This window comes from Echinimonas agarilytica (genome assembly GCF_023703465.1).
GTDB lineage: Bacteria > Pseudomonadota > Gammaproteobacteria > Enterobacterales > Neiellaceae > Echinimonas > Echinimonas agarilytica.
Genome location: NZ_JAMQGP010000007.1, coordinates 16,623 through 39,477, shown reverse-complemented (window position 1 = coordinate 39,477; position 22,855 = coordinate 16,623). Strand labels below are relative to the sequence as shown.

Annotated in this window: 18 protein-coding genes; 12 read left to right on the top strand and 6 right to left on the bottom strand. The window is 46.7% G+C overall.

Features of this window, described 5'->3' with window-relative positions:
• Positions 1-735 (bottom strand): Npun_F0296 family exosortase-dependent surface protein, encoded by a 735-nt coding sequence (locus NAF29_RS13365; protein ID WP_251262138.1) that lies wholly within the window; start codon positions 733-735, stop codon positions 1-3.
• A 385-nt stretch (positions 736-1,120) separates the two neighbouring features.
• On the opposite strand from NAF29_RS13365, the gene rluF reads away from it, so the two are divergent.
• Positions 1,121-2,071, top strand: coding sequence for a 23S rRNA pseudouridine(2604) synthase RluF (gene rluF / locus NAF29_RS13360; protein WP_251262137.1), 951 nt, complete (start codon positions 1,121-1,123; stop codon positions 2,069-2,071).
• 63 nt (positions 2,072-2,134) lie between these two features.
• Here rluF and sbcB read toward each other — a convergent pair whose 3' ends face one another.
• Positions 2,135-3,589 carry an exodeoxyribonuclease I gene (gene sbcB, locus NAF29_RS13355; protein ID WP_285817770.1) on the bottom strand — a complete coding sequence of 485 codons (1,455 nt, stop codon included), beginning with the start codon at positions 3,587-3,589 and terminating at the stop codon, positions 2,135-2,137.
• Positions 3,590-3,771: 182 nt separating this feature from the next.
• Here sbcB and hrpA point away from each other — a divergent pair, with 182 nt between their 5' ends.
• From hrpA to ylqF, 5 genes are all read left to right on the top strand, one after another.
• Positions 3,772-7,641, top strand: a complete 3,870-nt coding sequence (hrpA, locus tag NAF29_RS13350; RefSeq protein ID WP_251262135.1) for an ATP-dependent RNA helicase HrpA — start codon at positions 3,772-3,774, stop codon at positions 7,639-7,641.
• 64 nt (positions 7,642-7,705) lie between these two features.
• Positions 7,706-7,984 carry an acylphosphatase gene (locus NAF29_RS13345; RefSeq protein WP_251262134.1) on the top strand — a complete coding sequence of 93 codons (279 nt, stop codon included), beginning with the start codon at positions 7,706-7,708 and terminating at the stop codon, positions 7,982-7,984.
• Entirely contained in the window at positions 7,981-8,964 is a 984-nt protein-coding gene (locus NAF29_RS13340; protein ID WP_251262133.1) for an NAD(P)H-quinone oxidoreductase, read from the top strand. The genes NAF29_RS13345 and NAF29_RS13340 overlap by 4 nt, the downstream gene beginning before the upstream one ends.
• Before the next feature lie 46 nt (positions 8,965-9,010).
• Positions 9,011-9,343: a DUF4870 family protein gene (locus NAF29_RS13335; RefSeq protein ID WP_251262132.1), complete on the top strand. Its 333-nt coding sequence runs from the start codon at positions 9,011-9,013 to the stop codon at positions 9,341-9,343.
• Positions 9,344-9,491: 148 nt separating this feature from the next.
• Complete coding sequence (gene ylqF, locus NAF29_RS13330; protein ID WP_251262131.1) at positions 9,492-10,415, top strand: ribosome biogenesis GTPase YlqF; 924 nt, start codon at positions 9,492-9,494, stop codon at positions 10,413-10,415.
• Positions 10,416-10,430: 15 nt separating this feature from the next.
• Here ylqF and NAF29_RS13325 read toward each other — a convergent pair whose 3' ends face one another.
• The 4 genes from NAF29_RS13325 to metG all read right to left on the bottom strand — a co-directional run bounded on the left by NAF29_RS13325 (position 10,431) and on the right by metG (position 16,719).
• Positions 10,431-11,936 carry an alkaline phosphatase D family protein gene (locus tag NAF29_RS13325; RefSeq protein ID WP_251262130.1) on the bottom strand — a complete coding sequence of 502 codons (1,506 nt, stop codon included), beginning with the start codon at positions 11,934-11,936 and terminating at the stop codon, positions 10,431-10,433.
• Positions 11,937-12,126: 190 nt separating this feature from the next.
• Positions 12,127-13,698: a SulP family inorganic anion transporter gene (locus NAF29_RS13320; protein ID WP_251262129.1), complete on the bottom strand. Its 1,572-nt coding sequence runs from the start codon at positions 13,696-13,698 to the stop codon at positions 12,127-12,129.
• A 73-nt stretch (positions 13,699-13,771) separates the two neighbouring features.
• Complete coding sequence (gene menA / locus NAF29_RS13315) at positions 13,772-14,626, bottom strand: 1,4-dihydroxy-2-naphthoate octaprenyltransferase (RefSeq protein ID WP_251262128.1); 855 nt, start codon at positions 14,624-14,626, stop codon at positions 13,772-13,774.
• Positions 14,627-14,673: 47 nt separating this feature from the next.
• Positions 14,674-16,719 carry a methionine--tRNA ligase gene (metG, locus tag NAF29_RS13310; RefSeq protein ID WP_251262127.1) on the bottom strand — a complete coding sequence of 682 codons (2,046 nt, stop codon included), beginning with the start codon at positions 16,717-16,719 and terminating at the stop codon, positions 14,674-14,676.
• A 149-nt stretch (positions 16,720-16,868) separates the two neighbouring features.
• Here metG and apbC point away from each other — a divergent pair, with 149 nt between their 5' ends.
• The 6 genes from apbC (at position 16,869) to rlmF (ending at position 22,841) form a co-directional block, all read left to right on the top strand.
• Positions 16,869-17,945: an iron-sulfur cluster carrier protein ApbC gene (gene apbC / locus NAF29_RS13305; protein WP_251262126.1), complete on the top strand. Its 1,077-nt coding sequence runs from the start codon at positions 16,869-16,871 to the stop codon at positions 17,943-17,945.
• A gap of 88 nt (positions 17,946-18,033) precedes the next feature.
• The gene (dcd, locus tag NAF29_RS13300) at positions 18,034-18,624 is read left to right on the top strand and encodes a dCTP deaminase (RefSeq protein ID WP_251262125.1); all 591 of its coding nucleotides are present in this window, start codon (positions 18,034-18,036) and stop codon (positions 18,622-18,624) included.
• Entirely contained in the window at positions 18,605-19,084 is a 480-nt protein-coding gene (locus NAF29_RS13295; RefSeq protein WP_251262124.1) for an AAA family ATPase, read from the top strand. Before dcd ends, NAF29_RS13295 begins: the two co-directional genes overlap by 20 nt.
• A 280-nt stretch (positions 19,085-19,364) precedes the next feature.
• On the top strand, positions 19,365-21,452 hold the full coding sequence (gene fusA, locus NAF29_RS13290) for an elongation factor G (RefSeq protein WP_251262123.1): 2,088 nt from the start codon (positions 19,365-19,367) through the stop codon (positions 21,450-21,452).
• 100 nt (positions 21,453-21,552) lie between these two features.
• Positions 21,553-21,837 (top strand): GNAT family N-acetyltransferase, encoded by a 285-nt coding sequence (locus NAF29_RS13285; protein ID WP_251262122.1) that lies wholly within the window; start codon positions 21,553-21,555, stop codon positions 21,835-21,837.
• Positions 21,838-21,881: 44 nt separating this feature from the next.
• Entirely contained in the window at positions 21,882-22,841 is a 960-nt protein-coding gene (rlmF, locus tag NAF29_RS13280) for a 23S rRNA (adenine(1618)-N(6))-methyltransferase RlmF (protein WP_251262121.1), read from the top strand.
• Positions 22,842-22,855 lie beyond the last annotated feature (14 nt).

Here is a 22,855-nt window from a genome sequence, read left to right as displayed (position 1 = left end):
TTAAACCACTTGGTTTGCGTATTTTCTTCGGCTGAGGCTGGTCATAAATATGGCCGAAAATGCAAATAATGCAATGGTGCTTGGTTCATGGATCGGTGTTAAAAAATTACCGCTATAGCCGACAAAACTCGTTGATGCTGAATGATTGTCGGTCTCAAAGTTTTTGCCATAAAAGCGAATCGATTTGATTTTATCGTTGGGCGTAGTGGCGAACAAATTCACATAAGCGTAAGGCTCATTTTTATTGCCTGTTTTAGAGGTCGGGCTGCCGTAATGCGCATCGGTTAATACATTTGCGTCGAGTATCTCGCTGGTGACAAATTCTTTGTAATCGTGGTTCGTAGTGATGCTTAATCGATTGCCAGAATCACCTGCACTCCACCAAAATCCAAAATATGCCACTGCCTCGTTGAAGATGAGCTCGATCTCGCTGCTATTGCTACGTGGGATAAACAAATAGTTTCCGATACCGTCCGCGCCCCCGTATTTGCCTGCTTTTTTAATGGAGGGTGAGCCAGCTGTTTTGCGGTAAGTTCCGAAGTTATTGTTGTAGGACGCAGGAAAAGCCACCGGGCTCATTGCGTCGAACGTTTCGGTTTGGGCGATATTTGAGATCGTGGAATGTTGAACGCCAGCGTCTTCAATGGATACCACCAATGCTGCGTTTGCTGAGCAAACGGACAGAAAGAAGCAAACCGTGGCTAGAGCTAATCGAGACGAATTTAAAATGCTCATAGTGATGTCCTCTGAATCAAGCGAATTTTAAGTGTCGATGAAGAGATAGAGCGTATTTCATGCCAGATCTAAAAAGTTATATTAAAGCAATGGGTTATGATTTTGGTTGTGCATGTTTTGCGTTTTAAGAAAGGGGCAGCTTGAATGGTGTTGCAAAATGCAAAACTAAGCTCAGCTGAGTCATGCGTCCTGTTGCACGAAAGGCTGTTCAACGCTGTGTGCTTTTGGGTCATAGCGTGCGGTGCTAAATCGATTTTTATCGCAACAACGGCTTCCAATCTTTGTGAATAGTCGTCGTTGAGTTACCATTAGAGGTCTATTACATGATTTGAAATGATGCCTTATTTAGGCATTGCACCTATACCACCCCATTTTGGATGACCTATTGACCACTGTTAGCGGAATTCGCCTCAATAAATTTATTAGTGACTCAGGTTACTGCTCGCGCCGCGAGGCCGACAAACTCATCGAGCAAAACAAGGTCATGGTTAATGGCCAGCCGTCGGTGTTGGGCGTGAAAATCATGCCCGGCGACACAGTCAAGATTGGCAGTACAGTGATTAATGCAAGCGCCGCTAATAAATCGGATCGTGTCTACTTGGCGTATCATAAACCGCGTGGCATTACCTGTACGACAGAACCGACTGTTCGTGGCAATATTATTGATGCAGTTCGTCATCCGTCGCGTGTTTTTCCGATTGGGCGCCTCGATAAAGATTCCGAAGGTTTGATTTTCTTAACCAGTGATGGCGACATCGTGAATAAGATTTTAAGGGCGGGCAACGAGCACGATAAGGAATATATCGTGACGGTAAACAAGCCGGTCACTCAGGAATTTGTCACCAAAATGGCCGCCGGTGTACCCATTCTAGATACGGTCACTAAACCCTGTCGTGTGAGCATTCAAAGCACTTATGTGTTTAAAATTATTCTCACTCAGGGGCTTAATCGCCAAATTCGTCGAATGTGTGAGTACATGGGGTACGATGTGAAGCGTCTGAAGCGTACGCGCATCATGTCCGTCAAATTATCTAACTTGAAACTGGGCGAATGGCGAGATTTATCTGAATCAGAAATGAATGAGATTAATCAAGCTGTGAAGAACTCAAAGAAAACGGCTGAATACACCACGCCGCCTAAAACCACTGCGCCCAAGAGCGAAGTGAACTCTGATTCACCGTGGGCGAATGCTAAGCCAAAGAAAAAGCCGCGCTCTTATGATCGTGAACGGAGTACGTCTTCGAGCAGCAAACCGAAAAAACGTACGAATCGAAGCGACTTTAATGGCATTGGCACTAAAAATCGTCCTAACAAGTCACGCGGGTTTAATGGTTAATGTAACCGATGAATGCTAACAGCAGGCTACGTAAATGATCGATTCATAGCCTGCTTGTTGATGCTAGCCATAGGTGGCGCGCACGTAATCCACGCATTGTTTTAAGATACGCATGTTACGACTGTTATCAGCATGCACTTGCCCAAGCTTTTCGATACGTTGTTCAAACTCCGTTAGAGTTTGCCAGCCTTGCCCCGACTCTGTGACGCGCTGTTTACAAAATGCCATCCATTTTTGTTGTTCATCATAATCCAGCGTGTGCGGGTAATTACGAGCTTTGTAGCGAAACAAGAGGGTGTTCAATCGGGCATCATTAAATGCGTTATGAATACCGGAGAGTTGCGTGGGTTCAAGTGTGTGGATGTGTTCCATCACCTTTTTATCGGCGTCACCAATAAAGCCGTCATAAAGTGCCGTGTCTGCATCTTGCGGTGGCATCTCACGCTGTGATTCAATGTGGTGCCACAGTTCTATTTTTTCAATAATTGCAGCGCTATGTTGTTGCAACAATTTAAGTTGGACTAAGCATTCGTCGCGGTCAATACCGATGCGTTCCGCGTCCTCTGGGCGCAGTGTTTTGGCGGGGGCAACAACGGGGCACTTGTTACTCTGAATCCATTTGATTGGCAGTGGCTTTAATCCTTGTTGTTCGAGTAATTCGCGCTTGGCATATAAGCGCTCAGCAAACTGCTCGGCCGACAATTCAAGTAGCGGTTCGAGATCCATGGTGAGATTAATGGTGAGAAACTTTGTTTTTTGTTTGGGATCTCTAAACACCGGTACCACCCAAGCGCCGCACCCTTGTACCGGGCTAATACGGCCACTGATGTGCATCACAGGTTGAGGCCCTTTGGCGTCCGTCATTGCGTCGACTAACATAGACTCAACGCGCTGTTTACTGCGATTTTGATACAGAAAATCAAATAACTTAGGTTGCTTCTCTTTAATGAGCTTGGCCATGGCGATGGTCGCGTACACGTCTGACACCGCATCATGCGCATTTTCGTGAGCCAAGTCGTTAGCGACGGTTAGCAATTCTAGTTTAAAACTTACATTGCCTTGTTCGTTTTTGGGCCACTCGATTCCTTCTGGGCGCAGCGCATGACAGGTGCGCACCAAGTCGATGATGTCCCAACGGCTGTTGCCGTTTTGCCACTCTCTGCCATAAGGTTCAATCAGGTTGCGATACAGGCTGTGGCGCGTTACTTCATCATCAAATCGAATGCTATTGTAACCGATGGTACAGGTGCCGGGTTCACTCATTGCAGCATTAACCTTGCGCATAAACTCTGCCTCTGGAAGGCCGCGTTGCTGTGCTATCTGGGGTGTAATGCCCGTCACTAGACAGGCTTCGGCTGCGGGTAGGTAGTCGGGTGAAATTTGTGAGAAAAGCTCAATCGGACGTCCGATTACATTAAAGTCTTGGTCGGTGCGTATGGCAGCAAATTGCACTGGACGATCGCGTCTAGGGTCCACTCCGAACGTTTCGTAATCGTGAAATAAAAATGTCTGATTCATAAGCTACAAGGTTGAAGATGAATGAAAGTCGCAGTGTATCACGACGGTGAATAAACCCCAGATTAACCTTGGTGTTTGAAATCACGAGTGGGTGCTGCTGCACTGTTTCTTTATGACAGACTGAACCAGTGGTAGCATGCAGCCCGTTTATTGACATTATGTTTGCAAGGTAAGAGTAGGGTATGGCGTTGGATCTCAAGCGTTTAAATGAATGTATGTTGGTGGATCAGGCCAAGATTGGCGGTCGGATCAAAGGCCTCAAGCGCATTAAAAACCAAGACCACCGACAAAAGGTGGAGTCTCAGATCCAACTTTCTATCGAGAAGTCGATAGAAACGCGCGCCACACGCCTTGCGAATATGCCTCGCATCTCTTATCCAGAAGCACTTCCTGTGAGTCAAAAACGCGATGATATTGCGCAAGCGATTGTGGATCACCAAGTGGTGATTATTGCGGGTGAAACAGGCTCAGGTAAAACAACACAATTACCTAAAATTTGTCTCGAACTGGGGCGTGGCGTGAATGGATTTATTGGTCACACTCAGCCTCGGCGTTTAGCAGCAAGGAGTGTAGCGACTCGAATCGCTGAAGAACTTGATAGTAAAATTGGCGCGCATGTTGGCTTTAAGGTGAGGTTCTCAGACCATACTCACGAACATAGCTACGTTAAACTCATGACCGATGGGATCTTGCTGAATGAAATTCAACAAGATCGTTTACTCCGTCAGTACGATACCATCATCATTGATGAGGCCCACGAGCGTTCGCTCAACATTGATTTCATTTTGGGCTATCTCAAGGAGCTTTTGCCTCAGCGTCCTGACCTCAAAGTCATTATTACATCGGCCACCATCGACCCAGAGCGGTTCTCAAATCACTTTGAGGGAGCCCCTATTATTGAAGTGTCGGGTCGTACTTTTCCAGTTGAAATGCGCTATCGGCCGTTGGCCGAAGAAGACGCAAGTATGGATCTACATGATGCGATTGTGGCCGCTGTTGATGAGCTGAGCCTGGAAGGTCAAGGTGACATACTTATCTTTATGAACGGTGAGCGTGAAATTCGTGATCTTGCCGACACCTTGAGCAAGCAAAACTACAAAGCGACCGAAGTTTTGCCGCTATTTGCTCGGCTCTCTGCCAGCGAACAGCAACGCGTATTTCAACCCGCGCGAGGACGACGAATAACCATTAGTACCAATGTCGCCGAGACCAGTTTGACAGTACCGGGAATTCGATATGTCATCGATCCTGGAACGGCCCGTATCAGCCGTTATTCGGTTCGTTCAAAAGTGCAGCGGTTGCCTATCGAAGCTATCTCTCAAGCCAGCGCAAGTCAACGAGCTGGGCGCTGTGGGCGTGTCGCTGAAGGTATTTGTATTCGGCTTTATAGCGAAGATGATTTCAACAGTCGACCTGCGTTTACCGAGCCTGAAATTTTACGAACAAACTTAGCATCGGTTATTTTGCAAATGGCCATGCTGCGATTTGGCGACATTGAAGCATTTCCATTCGTAGAAAAGCCCGATACCAAAACCATTCGTGATGGTATTCGTTTGCTCGAGGAGATTGGTGCAGCTGAGTTTTCTGGCAGAGGTGCAGTTCGCTTAACACCGCAAGGCAAAAAGTTAGCTCGATTTCCAGTTGATCCACGCTTGGCGCGAATGTTACTTCACGGCGCACAACATGGAGCTGGGCATGAATTAGCCGTGATTTGTGCTGCATTAGGCACGCAAGACCCGCGAGAGCGGCCGTTGGAAAAACGCCAAAATGCTGATCAGTGCCATGCCCAATGGAACGACAAGACATCAGACTTCGTGACTCTTATAAATCTTTGGAACGGGATCGACGTACAGCAAAAAGAACGCTCGAATAGTCAATTTAGAAAGTGGTGTAAATCACAATTTATTAACTATTTGCGAGTTCGAGAGTGGCAGGATGTGTATCAGCAACTCAAGTCGCATTTAAACGATCTTGATTTACCGTTAAATTCTGAAGAAGCCAGTTATGCGTGTGTACACCAAGCTATTTTAACCGGCATGCTTAGCCATATTGGTGAACTCAATAAAGACCGCGACTATCAAGGTGCACGCAATCGTGTATTTACCCTATTTCCAGGTTCTAGTTTAGGTAGAAAGCGCCCAAAGTGGATTGTGGCTGCCGAGCTAGTTGAGACCTCAAAACTCTATGCGCGTTATGTTGCAGATATCGACGTGGCATGGCTGGAGCCGTTAGCGGGCCATTTGGTGAAGCGCACATACAGTGAACCAGTGTTTGAAGAGAAGCGTCAAGATGTGGTGGCCAGTGAGAAACTAACGCTCTACGGCTTGACCATAGTGTCGAATCGAAAAGTGAGTTTCGGTCGTATCGACCCGGTTGCCTCACGGGACCTGTTTATCCGCGAAGCGCTGGTTGCAGGAAAACTGCGTGATAACGCTAAATTCTATCAACACAACCGACGTATTGTTTCGGCTATTCACGAAGAAGAGGCCAAAATTCGCCGCCGAGATTTACTCATCCATGAAGATGATCATACACAACTCTACGACAACGTATTGCCCGCACCGGTTTTCAATCGAAACTCGCTACAGGGCTGGCTCAAAAAGTCTCCGAAGGATAACAACCAAGCCTTAATGCTCTCACGAGAGCAACTTTTGACTCGTGAGGATGACGACCTGGGAGATGCCCAGTACCCAAGGCAGTGGGAGTTTGGCAACGTCAGCTTGCGCATGGAATATCAATTTGAACCGGGACAAGAAAATGATGGTGTTGCTATTCGGGTCCCTCTGAGTTTATTGAATCAGGTGGAAGAGCGCGCATTTGACTGGCACATTCCAGCGTTACGAGAAGAATTGATCACTGCCATGATTAAAGGTCTGCCCAAAGCGCTGCGAAAGCAATTTGTACCGGCTCCAGATTATGCACGTCGAGTGATGGATGAAATCAGTGAAGAGCGTGGCGACTTTATCAGTGAGGTCACGCGCGCGTTACGCAAGTTTAGTGGTCAGCCTCTTGATGAAAGCATGTGGGAACAGAAGGAGTTGCCAGAACACTTACGCATGAAGTTTGTTGTGGTGGATGACAAAGGTCAAACGGTGGCCCGTGGTTCAAATTTGGCACTGATGCGCGAGCAGTTAAAGGATCGTGTGCAGGCGAGTTTACAGAAAGCGAGCGCCGACGAAGTAAAGCCAACGTCAACTGAGCACTGGACGTTTGGAGCCTTACCCGATACCCGCAAAGTCAAACGCGATGGCTATGAAGTTGTGCTCAGCCCGTGTTTAGTGGATGACAAAACCTTTGTCAGCTTGCAACAAATGGATGATATTGAACAAGCAAGGCACCACCACAATTTGGGCGTGCGCCGCTTGGTACTATTGTCAATTCCATCACCCAAAGGTCACTTGACTAAAAACCTCCCCAATAAAGCCAAACTGGCGATGTACTATACGCCATTGGGGCAAGTAGGAGACTTGGTGAATGACATCATTGATGCAACGGCAGATGAATTAATAGGTGATTGCTGGCATGTTCGCGACGAGTTCACGTTCAATGCATTGCGGGAAAAAGTAAGGGCCGAGCTGAATGATGCCGCGGTCGGTATTGCCAGCAGTATTGAACAGATCCTCACTGTTGCCCATCAATTACGTCGTGGACTTAAGGGCAAAATCCCATTTGACCAAATCAATTCATACAATGACATTCAATCATGTCTTCAGCGTTTGGTTTATAAGGGGTTTGTGAGCCAAAGTGGCGGGCACAAACTCATTGATATTGAACGCTATATGAAGGCGCTGTTGCGAAGACTTGAAAAGTTGCCTGAAAATCCAGCGAAAGATCGCCAATGTATTTTAACCATGCAACGCTTATATGATCGCTTCGAAGCCGTTTCAAAACAGCGCCACGTACAGAAGAAGGCGACCGGTGATATTGAAGCGATTCGTTGGCAGCTCGAAGAGTTACAAGTATCGCTGCATGCGCAACAATTGGGGACCAATGGCCCCGTTTCGGAAAAGCGCATTAGTGTCATGATCAGCGAACTCGAAAAAATTCGTTAGTACGGCCGCGCATATCTGTTGATCTTGCGCCATGCTGTGCACATGCTTAGCAAAAGGAAGAGTCATGAGTATTGTTGCAGTTAAAACTTACGTGAGCGGCAGGGTGCAAGCCGTGGGGTTTCGTTTTCATACCATGGAAAAAGCAGGTCAATTGAATGTGTGCGGCTTTGCGCAAAATTTGCCTGACGGCCGTGTTTACGTCTACGCAGAGGGTCATAAAAACCAGCTACAAAACTTAGTCGACTGGCTCGAAGAAGGGCCAGAAACAAGCGAAATTTCATCTTTGTCAGTTGAGTGGTTGGCTGCACCTGAAGGACAATATCAGGATTTCCAAATTCGATGACCTATGCGCTACTACCTGATCGTAATGAAAGCAACGCTGGTTTGAGGATTGCTCGCGCTGAACTACCATCATTGGCTCCAAATCAAGTGCTTATTGACGTGGGGGCTGCGGGCGTGAATCGAGCTGATTTGTTGCAACGAGCGGGTCATTATCCTCCACCTAAGGGGGCGAGCACTATTTTGGGGCTTGAGGTCGCTGGTACCGTCATCGAGAGTCAACACCGGCATTGGACCGCCGGCGATAGAGTCATGGCATTACTTGATGGCGGCGGCTATTCACAACAGGCAATAGCCGAAGGTGAGCTATGTATGCCGATGCCACAGGGGTTTGATTTTCACCAAGCAGCTGCAACGCCAGAAGCCTTCTTAACCGCATATCAATGCTTAGTACTTGAAGGCCGTTTAGTGCCAGGGCAGTCCGTGCTAATTCATGGCGGAGCAGGCGGTGTGGGACATTGCGCAATTCAGGTCGCCAATGCGCTTGGTGCAAATGTATATACAACTGTAAGCACCGATGATAAAGCTGAGTTCGTTGAATCTTTGGGCGCGACACCTATTTTATACCACGACACTGATGTTGCTCGGTCGATTGAAAAACATACAGGAAAGCGAGGGGTTGATTTGCTGCTTGATGCACTAGGAGGCGGTGCTTTGGCGTCAAATATTCAATGTTTAGCAGTGGATAGCACCTTGGTAAATATAGCCATGATGTCGGGGCGAACCGCGTCACTCGATTTTTCTCAAATGTTGAAAAAACGGATCACCCTCAAAAGCTCTACTCTGAGAAGTCGTTCTCTGATGTATAAATCACAGCTAGTCTCTGCCTTCAAAAATGATGTGTTACCGCTGATGGGCCAAAGCAGTATTTATCCGAGGATTGATGGTACTTACCATTGGCTTGATATTGATGTTGCGCATGATCGTATGAGAAAAAACTTAATTAAGGGAAAGGTTGCTCTTGCAGGACATTGGTTTGTGTAAGTAATCTAACGCTGTAAAAAATTGAAAATATGATGAAGGACAAAGCATGACTGAAGACAAGGTTAAGGGCGATTTGAAGTTTAACACCACACTGGTGTATGGCCTGCAGGCGGCCGGATTTATTGTCGGCTTAACGTTTATCGCGGCTGTAATTTTGAACTACATCAAACGTGATGAGGTAGAGGGAACACTTTACGAATCTCACTTTCGTTGGCAGATTAGAACGTTTTGGTTTAGTGTTTTGTGGAGCATTATTGGCGCATTGCTGAGTGTAGTTATCGTCGGCTTTATTGTGCTATTTGCCAACGCTGTTTGGGTCATTTATCGCATCATTAAAGGATGGCTTGCGCTAAATGACGAAAAACCAATGTACTCTTAATGACCTTATTTTAATGCCAAGCCACAAGGTGGCTTGGTACTCCCAAACTATCTCTATATAATCGCTTCTGTTTTTCAATCGCGACTCACGAGTTACGTTCAAAGCTGCGATAATTTCATCAGTACTTTCAAAAGGCACATCATATCTCATGGCAATTAACTGGTATCCAGGGCACATGCATAAGGCGCAAAAGGAAATTAAAGACATAATTTCCGACATCGATTTAATCATCGAAGTGCTTGATGCAAGAATTCCAAATAGCAGTGAAAACCCAATGATTGCTCAGCTTCGTGGTGAAAAACCGTGCATTAAGATTCTGAACAAAAGTGATTTGGCCGATGCTGATACAACGGCTCTTTGGATTGAACACTTTAAGAGCCATAAAAATACCGACGCTCTTGCTGTGACCGCAAAAACTCAGGAATCGCTGCAAAAGATCATACCTCGATGTAAAGATATCGTGGTGCGTGATGTTGAAGAAGGCAAGCCAATGCGAGTGCTCATTGCAGGCATTCCGAATGTGGGCAAGTCCACGATTATTAACGCCTTGGCCAAGCGGATTGTTGCCAAAACAGGCAATGAACCTGCGGTGACTAAATCACAACAACGCATTAATATTGGCTCTGGAATAACCCTATTTGATACTCCCGGCATGCTCTGGCCCAAAATCCATAGTGAAGATTCTGGATACCGGCTAGCGGTCACTGGAGCCATTAAAGAAACTGCGTTTGAATTGGATGATGTTGCTAGTTACCTCGCTGACTATTTGGTCGTGTCTTATCCCGAGCAACTTAAAACCCGATATGAACTTGAAGAGCTTGCTCCGTCTGGCTACGAGATTCTCGAAGACATAGGGAGAAAAAGAGGTTGTTTACGGTCTGGTGGTAGGGTGGAGATCAATAAAGCCGCGAAGATTTTACTGACCGAATTGCGAGAGACAGTGCTGGGTCGTATCTCAATGGAAACGCCACAAATGTGTATGGCCGAACAGCTTGCCATCGACAAGAAACTTGCTGCAAAAGCAGAGAAAGACGCTGCGCGTAAAAAGAAATCTAAAGGGCGAAAGCGTTAACCTTCGCCCCCGCCTTTAAGTGTTGCTCTTTAGTGTGAACACGACCGGTTGGTCGAATTCTTTTTGAGGCTTTCCTGAGCGGGTCCGAATGCGCCAAGCATTGATCGTAACTTTGACGTGCCCTGATTCCTTGATATAACCAAGCGTCATAAAGTGCTCGCGAGTTTTGGTGTAACCCGCTTTGCCAATAATATCCCACCAATATGAAATTTTCTCAGTACTCACGGTCCATTTCTTATCGGTATCCACATCCATTTTGGGCACATTGGGTACATCAATCGCCGGAAATTTGGTTTGGAATTCCACTACGCTGGCGGCAACTTTGCCATCGATTCCTGTCAAGTTGGACAGTGGAGATGAAATCACCTCATAAAATGTTGAACCCTTATTACCCAAGGCAACTTTCGAGAGGCGGCCGTAATGCACGTCACCAGTAAGCAACATAATATCGTTGCCGGATTCAGCTAACGCTTGAAGTAACCGTTTGTAGTGGCGCTTGTAATTGGCCAAGTTGAAGTCTTGACTGCCACCAGGTTGCACAATTAAAGGCTGCGGCAACACTAAAACGCCGGGGCAAGTTAAGGTGCTGGCCCATTGCTCTAATGCTTCAAAGTCTTCTTCTTGCATCATCCGAGAGGCTTTTTTATCGGCTGAACGATTGCTCCTTAAATCAGCCACACAAAAAGAAAGATCGTGGCCAAGATTAAAGGTTCGAATGGGCGACACCTGCTGAACGCGTTCGATACCATCTTTGGCTGTTGCTTTCCAAGTCGCACGTACTTTTTTATTGGCTGTGATCATCCACAAATAAGGGCTAATCCCTTTCGCGAAGGGAAAGTTATTCCAGTATTCGTGATCGTCAGGTAAGAACCAATTTGCGCCTAATCGATACATCTTGCGGTTGAGTTTCCAACTGCTTCGGTAATCATTTGCGATGCGTTCACGTACTTCTTTGAGAACCGGTGATAATGAGTCGAGCCCAATGTCGAGATAAACTTGATCGCCGGTAAAAAACTTCACGTCAGGGCGAGATTCGGGGCTACCATGATGATACAAATGCGCATATGCGTTTGCTGCTTTTCCATGATCGTCATCGTTGTAATAGCAGCTGCCAATTGCGACCACAAAAGGTTTTTGAGGCGATGACGGCAATTCAGAAGGTAACGTGGTGAACTGACCAAAGGCGAGTTTGTGAGCCGAACTATGCTCGTTTTCAGAGGGCAGTAATGTGCGGCTAAACAAAACCTCATATGCTTTGCCTGCGGATAAACCAGAAATATGTACGAGTTTAAAAAATCGTTGGGGAAGGGTGGTAAAAGGGCGTTCCCATTGATCTTTAGTGATCACTATTTGAGGAACTGCTTTCGGTTCCTGTCCTGTGATTTCAGGTACGTTGGTGGTCTCGAATACATCAACGAAGCATTGCTCGGGTTGACCTAGGTTTTCGTCGAGTGTTCCCACCCATACATTGACGTAATCAGTGCCAACGTCGTGAATGACCAGTGTCCATGGGTTTTTCATGTATATGCTCCTTGCAAGGTATCTGTAATCGTATACACACTATCGAGTCCAATCGATGGCGTGGTTCTTAAGTCTAGTGTGAAGCGTTTAGCTGAACAAATATTGGGCTAATCAATGTGCATAAATGAACAGTGGCGCACAAAAAAGCCCAGCATTGCCGGGCTTTTTCTAAGTGCTAGATGGTCAATCTTTAGTCTAGCTCGTCCACCGCTACTTTGTAGTTTGGGTCTTCAAGTACGTTCACTTCGCAAAGCGTACCAGAATTTTTCAACAATGCGCGGCACTCTTTAGAGAGGTGACGCAGGTGTAAGGTTTTACCTGCGCTGTTGTAGCGAACGGCGATATTGTCGATCGCTTCTAAAGCCGAATGATCGCAAACACGTGAGTTTTGAAACTCGATCACAACATCTTGAGGATCGTTCTTCACATCGAACAAATCTTTAAAGTCAGCCACAGAACTAAAGAACAATGGGCCACTCAAGTCATAAATTTTCCAACCATTGCTATCAATGGTCGTGCTTGCGCGGATATGTTTTGCATGTTCCCAAGCAAATACGAGGGCTGCAACAATTACACCCACAACCACAGCAACCGCTAGGTCGGTTAACACGGTGACACCGGACACGAGCACAATTACGAATGCATCGTGGCGGGGAATTTTGCCCATGATGCGTAGGCTAGACCATTCAAAAGTGCCGATCACAACCATGAACATCACACCGGTTAGCGCAGCAATTGGTATTTGCTCGATTAAGCCTGACGCAAAAAGAATAAAGCTCAACAGGAACAGCGCCGCTGCAATACCCGACAAGCGACCACGGCCACCTGAGTTCACATTAATCATCGACTGGCCAATCATGGCGCAACCGCCCATCCCGCCAAAGAAGCCCGTCACTACGTTTGCAGCGCCTTGGGCAACACATTCTTTATTGCCTCGACCGCGGGTTTCCGTCATCTCGTCGATTACGGTCATTGTGAGAAGAGATTCAATCAAACCAATTGCAGCGAAGATCACCGAGAATGGCAGAATAAACATCAAGGTTTCTAAATTAAACGGAACCAGTGGCACCGAGAAATCTGGCAAGCCGCCAGCAATGGAGGCCAAGTCGCCCACGCGTTTGGTATCTACATCGGCAAAAATTACCAGCAAGCTACACACGACAATGGCAGCGAGCGCCGATGGAATTGCCTTGGTGATTTTGGGCAACCCCCAAGTGATGGCCATGGTGAGTAAGATGAGACCACCCATCCAAAACATTTCCATGCCCAGTAACCAATCGCCACTGACCCATCCCCATTTACCTTCAGGGGTGAACGTTTGTAGTTGCGGTAGTTGCGCTAAGAAAATCACAATGGCTAAACCATTGACGAAGCCAAGCATCACAGGGTGTGGCACAATTCGGATGAATTTACCGAGTTTCAGTGCGCCTGCGGTAATTTGAATGGCCCCCATCAACACGACCGATGCAAACAAATATTGCACCCCAGAACCTTCGCCAAACTGTTGTTCGGCTTGAGCGACCAAGGCAACCATCACAACGGCTAGAGCGCCAGTCGCGCCAGAGATCATACCTGGGCGACCTCCGAATGTGGCAGTGATTAAACCGACCATAAATGCCGCGTAAAGGCCAACTAGCGGATGGACGCCAGCAATAAAAGCAAAGGCTACCGCTTCGGGTACCAAGGCGAGTGCAACCGTCAAACCAGACAAAATGTCTGACTTAGCGTTTGCATGGTGTTTCATAACTAATTGAAAGAACATGGCTTCAAACTTTGATGGGTGTCACATAAATTAGCCGTGTATGCTAACAGATCGTGACGTGTTTGGAAATTACTCAAGCAATGAGTATTGCGCAGCTATAGAGAATACTCGTCCACAAACAGAATTGAGACGTTTGGCCTAGAAGCGGGTTGAATGATGCGCCGTTAGCGGCGTTAAATGCACGGCTTAATCGAAGTGCAAAGGGCAGCGTCAGCGCCGATGCAATCGGCCAAGTCCACAGTGCGGGTGATTGTAGCCACGCGACCAACGCTACGAGCAAAGGCATTGTCAGTAAAGCCAAGAAAATTCGATTGGCCATTGATCGCCCAACTCGCACTGACAACGTATTTTTGTTGGCGAGTGCATCAGTTTGTATGTCACGGGTGTTGTTGACCAACATAATAGCACTGATCGGCAGGCCGCATATGGTGGCCATGTACCAGACATGTGGCAGGACTAATCCGGTGAAAAGATAAGTGCCACCAACGACTGCAACAAGACCGAAAAACACAAATACAGTGATTTCTCCGAGGGCATTGCTTGCCAGCGGGAAGGGGCCCCCGCTATACGCCAGTGCCGCTATTACGCAAAGCACACCCACCACCGCGAGATAGACACCGCCCGCAATCACTAAAGGCAAGCCGAAACAAATAGCTAACGTAGCCGTGATGCAGATGGCCCTGAACATTTGCTGCTCAGCGATCAGACCGGACTGCGTGGCGCGCGTCGGGCCGACTCGTTTATCTGTGTCTACTCCCGATTTGGCATCCGAATAATCATTTGCGAAATTGACCAAGATTTGCAGCGTTAGCGAGCACAACATGGCCAAAATGACGAGAGGCAGAGATACAGGGTATGGGCTTTGTACAGATAAGGCGATAGCAACCAGCAGAGGGGCAACCGCTGCTGGTAGAGTCTTTGGCCGCATGGTCTGCAGCCAAAGTTTCCATCTAAGAGGGCTTGGGTCACTCACCACTAAAAGATACGCATGCCTGGTTGTGCTCCGCTGTCTGGGCTCAGGATCCAGATATCTTTACCGCCAGGACCGGCGGCGCAGACCATGCCCTCAGACATACCAAAACGCATTTTACGCGGAGCGAGGTTCGCGACCATAACCGTCAAACGTCCTTCAAGCTCTTCTGCGGTATACGCTGATTTAATGCCTGCAAATACTTGACGAGATTCACTACCAATATCAAGCGTCAATTGCAGTAATTTCTTAGCACCGTCCACTTCTTCGGCTTTAACAATCCTCGCAACACGCAAGTCAACCTTCGCAAAGTCGTCAAACTGAATTTCGTCCGCTATCGGCTCAATTTCAGCACTGAGAGCAGCTTCATCTGCTTTCGCTTCGGTTGGCTTTGCAGCCGCTTGGCTTTCTTTAGAGGCTTCCACCATTGCGGCTACCTTGTCAGTTTCAACACGCTGCATCAAGGCTTTAAATGGCGAAATTTTGTGACCTGTCAGCACGTGTTTGTGGCTATTCCAGGTTAATTCATCATTCAAGAATTGTTCGGATGCTGCTGCGGTTGTAGGGAGCACTGGTTTAAGATAAACAATTAAAATACGGAACAAGTTGATGCCTAACGAGCACACGTCATGGGCGAGCGCCTGTTGACCTTCCTCTTTAATCAGCTTCCACGGCGCCATGTCTGCAATATATGCGTTGGCTTTATCAGCAAGAGCCATGATTTCGCGAATGGCTTTGCCGTATTCGCGTTGTTCATACAGTGCAGCAATTGAGTCGCCTGCATCCATAAATTCTTGAGCTAATTCTGCATTGACCACCGTATCACTCAAAGTACCGTCAAAACGTTTGGTCACAAAGCCAGCACAACGAGAGGCAATATTAATGACTTTACCGACCAAATCAGAATTCACGCGCAATACAAAATCTTCGAGGTTCAAATCGAGGTCGTCAATCTTGCTCGACAATTTTGCAGCGTAGTAATAACGCAAGTATTCTGGGTTGAGATGCTCTAAATAGGTACGCGCCTTGATGAAGGTACCGCGAGATTTAGACATCTTAGCGCCATTGACCGTCACATAGCCGTGCGCAAACACCGCCGTTGGCTTACGGTAGCCCGCTCCTTCCAACATAGCAGGCCAGAACAAGCTGTGGAAATAGATGATGTCTTTACCGATGAAATGATATACCTCGGCGTTTGAGCTCGGCTTCCAGTAATCGTCAAAATTCAACGAGTCTGACTGATCACACAATGCTTTAAAGCTGGCAAGATAACCGATTGGTGCATCTAACCATACGTAAAAATATTTGCCCGGCGCATCAGGAATTTCAAAACCAAAGTACGGTGCGTCACGACTGATGTCCCATTGCTGTAGGCCTTGTTCGAACCATTCTGCCAGCTTGTTCGCCATTTCGTTTTGCAAATGACCCGATTTGGTCCATGTTTGCAGCATGTCGGCAAAAGCGGGCAGGTCGAAAAAGTAGTGCTCAGAGTCGCGCAGTTCCGGTGTTGCGCCAGATACTGCGGACACTGGGTTCTTTAGGTCTGTTGGACTATATGTCGCACCGCAGTTGTCGCAGTTATCGCCATTTTGATCGGCTGAACCACATTTTGGACACTCGCCTTTCACGAAGCGATCCGGCAGGAACATTTCTTTTTCGGGATCAAACAATTGGCTGATCGTACGAGTCTTAATATGCCCTGCATCGCGCAATGCGATATAGATGCTGCTTGCGAGTTCTTTGTTTTCTTCACTATGCGTTGAATGATAGTGGTCAAAATCAATTAAAAACTCACCAAAATCTTGCTGATGCTCAACAGACGTGTCTGCAATCAGCTGTTCTGGTGTAATACCCATTTCTTGGGCTTTGAGCATAATTGGCGTGCCATGCGCATCGTCGGCACAGACCAAGGTACAATTATGGCCTCGGAGCTTTTGGAATCGAACCCAAATATCAGTTTGAATATGCTCAAGCATATGTCCAAGGTGGATAGAGCCATTTGCGTATGGCAGTGCTGAAGTGACCAAAATGTCACGAGCGGAATTTGTCATCGTCTCTGTCAGCCAGTTGCATCATTGTCGAAAAGAAGCAGAATGGTACCGCAAAATGCCAACCCAAAACCACAGTACATTGTAATGCTTTGCAGTTGCTGTTGTGCTTGAGCGTAAAAATTGCTCAGGATTTCATCAAAGGATACATGATGAGCACACTTGAATTAGTATTATCTAACCTCATTGAACCCGTATCAGGGTTGACTTTGTCAGCGCTCAACGCGGTTAAAAGTATAGAGCAGCAGCACGATAAAATTTCTGTTGAATTAGAGTTTCCGTTTGCTAATGGGCAATTCGAGAGTCGACTCAGTAACGACCAGCGTCAACAATTGGAGCAGGCCGTTGGTTCCAAAAGTATCGATTGGCAAGTCACGCACGCCATCGAAGCGACCGCAGGCGAACGATTACCTAACCTATCGAATGTTAAAAATATTATAGCGATATCCAGCGGTAAAGGAGGCGTAGGGAAGTCCACCACAGCGGTTAACCTTGCGCTTGCATTAAAAGCTGAAGGTGCAAGTGTCGCCTTGCTCGACGCCGATATTTACGGACCGTCTCTGCCGTTAATGTTGGGCTGCGAAAATGAAAAGCCGGGTTTGCCTGACGGCAAACAAATGATGATTCCTGTGAGCGCGCATGGGCTTATCGTCAATTCAGTGGGGTTTTTAGTACCTGATGATACAGCCACTGTATGGCGCGGACCGATGGCCGCTGGCGTGCTACAACAATTGCTTCGAGACACCATATGGGGAGACGTTGATTACCTTGTGGTCGATATGCCTCCCGGCACAGGAGATATTCAACTCACCCTTGCTCAAGTCGTTCCGGTATCAGCCGCTGTGATTGTGACAACACCGCAAACTATTGCACTGGCAGATGCAGTCAAAGGCATTGCCATGTACAACAAAGTAAATGTGCCCGTGGCCGGCGTGATAGAAAACATGAGCTACCACCTGTGCTCAAACTGCGGCCACCATGACTACCTGTTTGGCCAGGACGGTGGGCAGCGGATTGCGGCCCATTATGAGGTGCCGTTACTTGGAGCTTTGCCGCTCGACAAGGTCATCGGTGATGATGTTGAAGCGGGTGAGCCCACGGTTATCGCAACGCCTGAATCTGCATTGAGTCGGGGCTACCATAACGCCGCTGTAGCTACAGCAGCGCAATTATGGCAACTCTCTGCAAATCAAAGCCCTGTGGTGTCTATTGATGCATCGGATGATTAATTTACATGAATCACGATTGGTTCGATTCGCTAGTGACGAAATTGATTTCTGGGCATACACTACGGCGCTGATGACATAGGATATAAAAATGAGACTAAACGACGTTCAAATAGAACAAGCATTGGATACGGGCAATATCGTGATTGATCCTCGCCCACAGCCAGAAATGATTAGTGGCGTGAGTCTTGATGTGCGTTTAGGAAACACATTTCGAGTGTTTCAAGATCATACCGCACCCTTTATTGATATGAGTGGCCCGCGAGATGAAATGGACGCAGCACTGAATGCTGTGATGAGCGATGAAATATATATCAACGATGGTGATGCATTTTTTCTTCATCCCGGTGAGCTAGCTTTAGCCGTCACATATGAATCAGTAACACTTCCGGCTGATATTGTTGGCTGGTTGGATGGCCGGTCTTCTTTGGCACGGTTGGGCTTAATGGTTCATGTGACCGCACATCGTATTGATCCTGGCTGGTCTGGTCGTATTGTTTTGGAATTTATGAACAGTGGTAAATTGCCATTGGCTTTGCGTCCTAAAATGAAGATTGGCGCGTTGAATTTTGAGCGCCTTGAATTTGAATGTGCCCGCCCATATAACAAGAGAGCTGACGCAAAATATCGTCACCAACAGACTGCGATTGGAAGTCGAATCAGTGAAGACGGTAAGCGCTAAACCGCTCGCTATTGTATTGAGGGGACTGCCAGGCTCTGGCAAAACTCGATTGGCCAAGCAATGGCATCAACAGTATGCATCTCGATTTCGAGCCGAAGATATCATTTGTAGTATTGATGATTATTTTCAGCGAGGCACGCGATATACCTTTGAAGCTGACAAATTGCCGGTATATCAGGCGCTATGTTTGGTGCGGTTTATTAACGGGTTGAAGGCCCGACGCCCCATTATGATCTGCGACAACACAAATATGCAGTGTTGGGAATATTTACCCTATCAGGCTGCTGCGGAAGCACTTGGTTATGATGTTCGGCGGGTATTAGTGGGCGACCCTTCGGACCAAGGGCAAATTCAGCAGTGTACAAGTTCTAATCGGCATGGTTTGTCGAAGTCTATAATAGTCGGGTACTCAGATGTGTTTGAGCGCGACGAAGACAAGCCTTACAGCCCTTGGGCGTAGTGAAAAGGAAGGCAATTGCACAACACAGCGTAAATATGAAGAAATCTAATCTTTTCTGGCTAGTTCGTTGGCTGTATGGCGCTGTATGTGTTAAAAAGCACCCTGAAAAAATGAATACAAATAACTTGTCGAGTTTTGAATCAAAATCGACGAGTTGTTCAATTGAACGCATGCGTATGCGAGAAGATACAGGCAAGTTGAAAAACAAGCTTGGCAATTCGTCGTAGAATTCCTGTATACTTGCGCGCAAATTTTGGCTCTTGAATAATTGAGTAAAATAATGGCTGACTTATCACATTACAGAAACATCGGTATTTTTGCCCACGTTGACGCGGGTAAAACAACCACCACAGAACGTATTTTGAAGCTGACGGGTAAAATTCACAAAACAGGTGAAGTACACGACGGCGCCGCAACGACTGACTTTATGGATCAAGAAGCTGAGCGTGGTATTACCATTCAATCAGCTGCAACAACTTGTTTCTGGAAAGATCACCGTATGAACATCATCGATACTCCAGGTCACGTTGACTTCACAGTTGAAGTCTATCGTTCTCTGAAAGTCCTCGATGGTGGTGTTGGTGTTTTCTGTGGTTCTGGTGGTGTTGAGCCTCAGTCAGAAACAAACTGGCGTTACGCGAACGAATCAGAAGTTGCGCGTTTAATCTTCGTGAACAAACTCGACCGTTTGGGCGCAGACTTCTACCGCGTTGTGGGTCAAGTTGAGAAAGTACTTGGCGCAACTCCGCTTGTGATGACATTGCCAATCGGTACAGAAGATGACTTCGTTGGTGTTGTCGACGTATTAAGCCAAAAAGCATATGTTTGGGACGACTCGGGTCTTCCAGAAAACTATGAAGTGACAGACATTCCAGCCGATATGGTTGACGATGCTGCTGCTTACCGTGAGCAATTGATCGAAACTGCTTTAGAGCAAGACGATGACTTGCTGATGGCATACATGGAAGGTGAAGAGCCTTCACTAGAAGACATTAAGCGTTGTATCCGTACGGGTACTCGTACAATGGCGTTCTTCCCAACTTACTGTGGTTCAGCGTTCAAAAACAAAGGTATTCAATTGGTATTGGATGCGGTTGTTGATTATTTGCCAAACCCAGTTGAGGTTGATGCTCAGCCATTGACTGACGAAGAAACAGGTGAAGCAACGGGTGAAGTTGCAACTGTTTCTACTGATGAGCCTTTACGCGCATTGGCGTTCAAAATCATGGACGACCGTTTCGGTGCACTCACGTTTATCCGTATTTACTCAGGTGTATTGAACAAGGGTGACACTATCCTTAATTCATTCACCGGTAAAACAGAACGTGTAGGCCGCATGGTAGAAATGCACGCCGATGATCGCACTGAATTAAGCACTGCGAAAGCCGGTGACATCATTGCAATCGTAGGTATGAAGAATGTTCAAACAGGTCACACGCTTTGTGATCCAAAACATCCTTGTACGTTGGAACCAATGATCTTCCCAGAACCAGTCATCTCGATTGCCGTTGCTCCTAAAGATAAAGGTTCAACTGAGAAAATGGGTATTGCGATCGGTAAGATGGTTGCAGAGGATCCTTCTTTCCAAGTTGAGACTGATGAAGATTCTGGCGAAACCATCCTTAAAGGTATGGGTGAGCTTCACTTAGATATTAAAGTAGATATCTTAAAGCGTACTTACGGCGTTGAACTGACTGTAGGTCAACCACAAGTTGCGTACCGTGAAACAATCACGCAAGCGATTGAAGATAGCTACACGCACAAGAAGCAGTCTGGTGGTTCTGGTCAATTCGGTAAAATTGATTACCGTATCAAGCCAGGCGAGCAAAACTCAGGCTTCGTATTTAACTCAATTGTTGTGGGTGGTAACGTTCCTAAGGAATTCTTCCCTGCGATTGAGAAAGGTTTCAAAGGCATGATGGAAGAAGGCCCATTAGCTGGCTTCCCATTGTTGGACGTTGAAATTGAATTGTACGACGGTGGTTTCCACGCAGTTGACTCCTCAGCGGTTGCGTTCGAAATTGCAGCGAAAGGTGCATATCGCCAATCAATGCCTAAAGCCGGCCCGCAACTTCTTGAGCCTGTGATGAAAGTTGATGTGTTCACTCCAGAAGATCACGTTGGTGATGTAATTGGTGATTTGAACCGTCGTCGCGGCATGATCAAAGACCAAGAAGCCGGTGTGACTGGTGTTCGTATTAAAGCTGATGTACCGCTTTCAGAAATGTTTGGTTACATTGGTCACTTGCGTACAATGACTTCTGGTCGTGGTCAGTTCTCTATGGAGTTCAGCCACTACTCAGCATGTCCTGCAAACGTAGCTGAAGCGATTATCGCTGCTGAAAAAGAAAAGAAAGCTGCTAAGTAAAATTACTTAAATAGCGCTTGATGAAAGCCCCTGTAACTTTGGTTGCAGGGGCTTTTTTGTGTCATGATGGGGCTCTTTTATTGAAGCTGAGGAATGGCAGATGCCAGACACTATTGCAGTACAGTTAGAACTATCAGAATATAGCGGTCGTTTCTATATTTCTGATTCAGCAGAAATGAAATTTGATGTGGTTGAACCCGCTACATTTGTGGTCACTCATACGGGGGTATCACTGGTTCATCGCGGAGAGGGGTATGCTCAAACTTTGTTTGAAGCATTAATTGCTTACGCCAAAGAGCACGAGATTAAAATTGAGTCGCGCTGTTCGTTCATCGACAAAATGTTTGAGCGTCATCCAGAGCTTAGTCGCCTTTGGTCAAAGTAAGGTTTTCGGTTGTATGCCGCGTTGTTCAGATGGGTTAAATTAGTATGGTTTCTCAAGCGTTGCATTGTCGTAACCCGCATCGGGGTCGTTATGATTTTAATGCATTAGTAAAAAATAATAGCCAACTTAAACCCTATGTTATTCGCGGCAAACACGGTGAACTCACCATCGACTTTGCTAATGCTGATGCAGTCCTTGCGCTGAATAAAGCCTTGTTAAATGACGCGTATCAGGTTGTACACTGGCAGATCCCTTCTGGTTATTTGTGTCCGCCCATTCCGGGTAGGGCCGATTATATCCATCACATTGCTGATTTGCTGACAACGCATGTACCCAATACAGTCATGGGTCACCGCTCAGTACCAACCGGTTCTGACATTCGAATGCTTGATATCGGTACGGGGGCAAACTGCATTTATCCCATCATCGCATCTCAAAGCTATGGTTGGAAAGTCGTAGGGACTGAAGTTGACGCCCATGCTTTTGATAATGCGAAGAAAATCGTATCGGAAAATTCCAATTTATCGCCCTTAATTAATATTGTGCGGCAGAAAGACCCTAACTTGATATTTGAAGGAATCATCAGAAAACACGACAAGTATCATGTGTCAGTGTGTAATCCACCGTTTCATCGAACAGCGGAGGAAGCCATTGATGCAGCAAACCAGAAATGGCTTGGTGTCGGGCAACCACAAGGCGCTCAACACAAGGCGAAACGTACACCATTAAATTTCGGCGGGCAAGCAACAGAATTGTGGTGCCAAGGTGGCGAGTTGTCATTTTTAAAACGAATGGCGACCGAAAGTCGCCGTTATGCGAATGATGTGTGTTGGTTTACGTCCTTGGTTTCAAAAAATGATACGGTGCGGCCGTTGAAAAAGCGTTTGAAAGAACTCGATGCCGAAACAGTCGAAGTGATCCAGATGAGCCACGGCAACAAAATCACACGTGTGATTGTGTGGAGTTTTGTTCCACCCGAACAACGGAAAAACTGGGCGATTTAACAACATAAATTTGA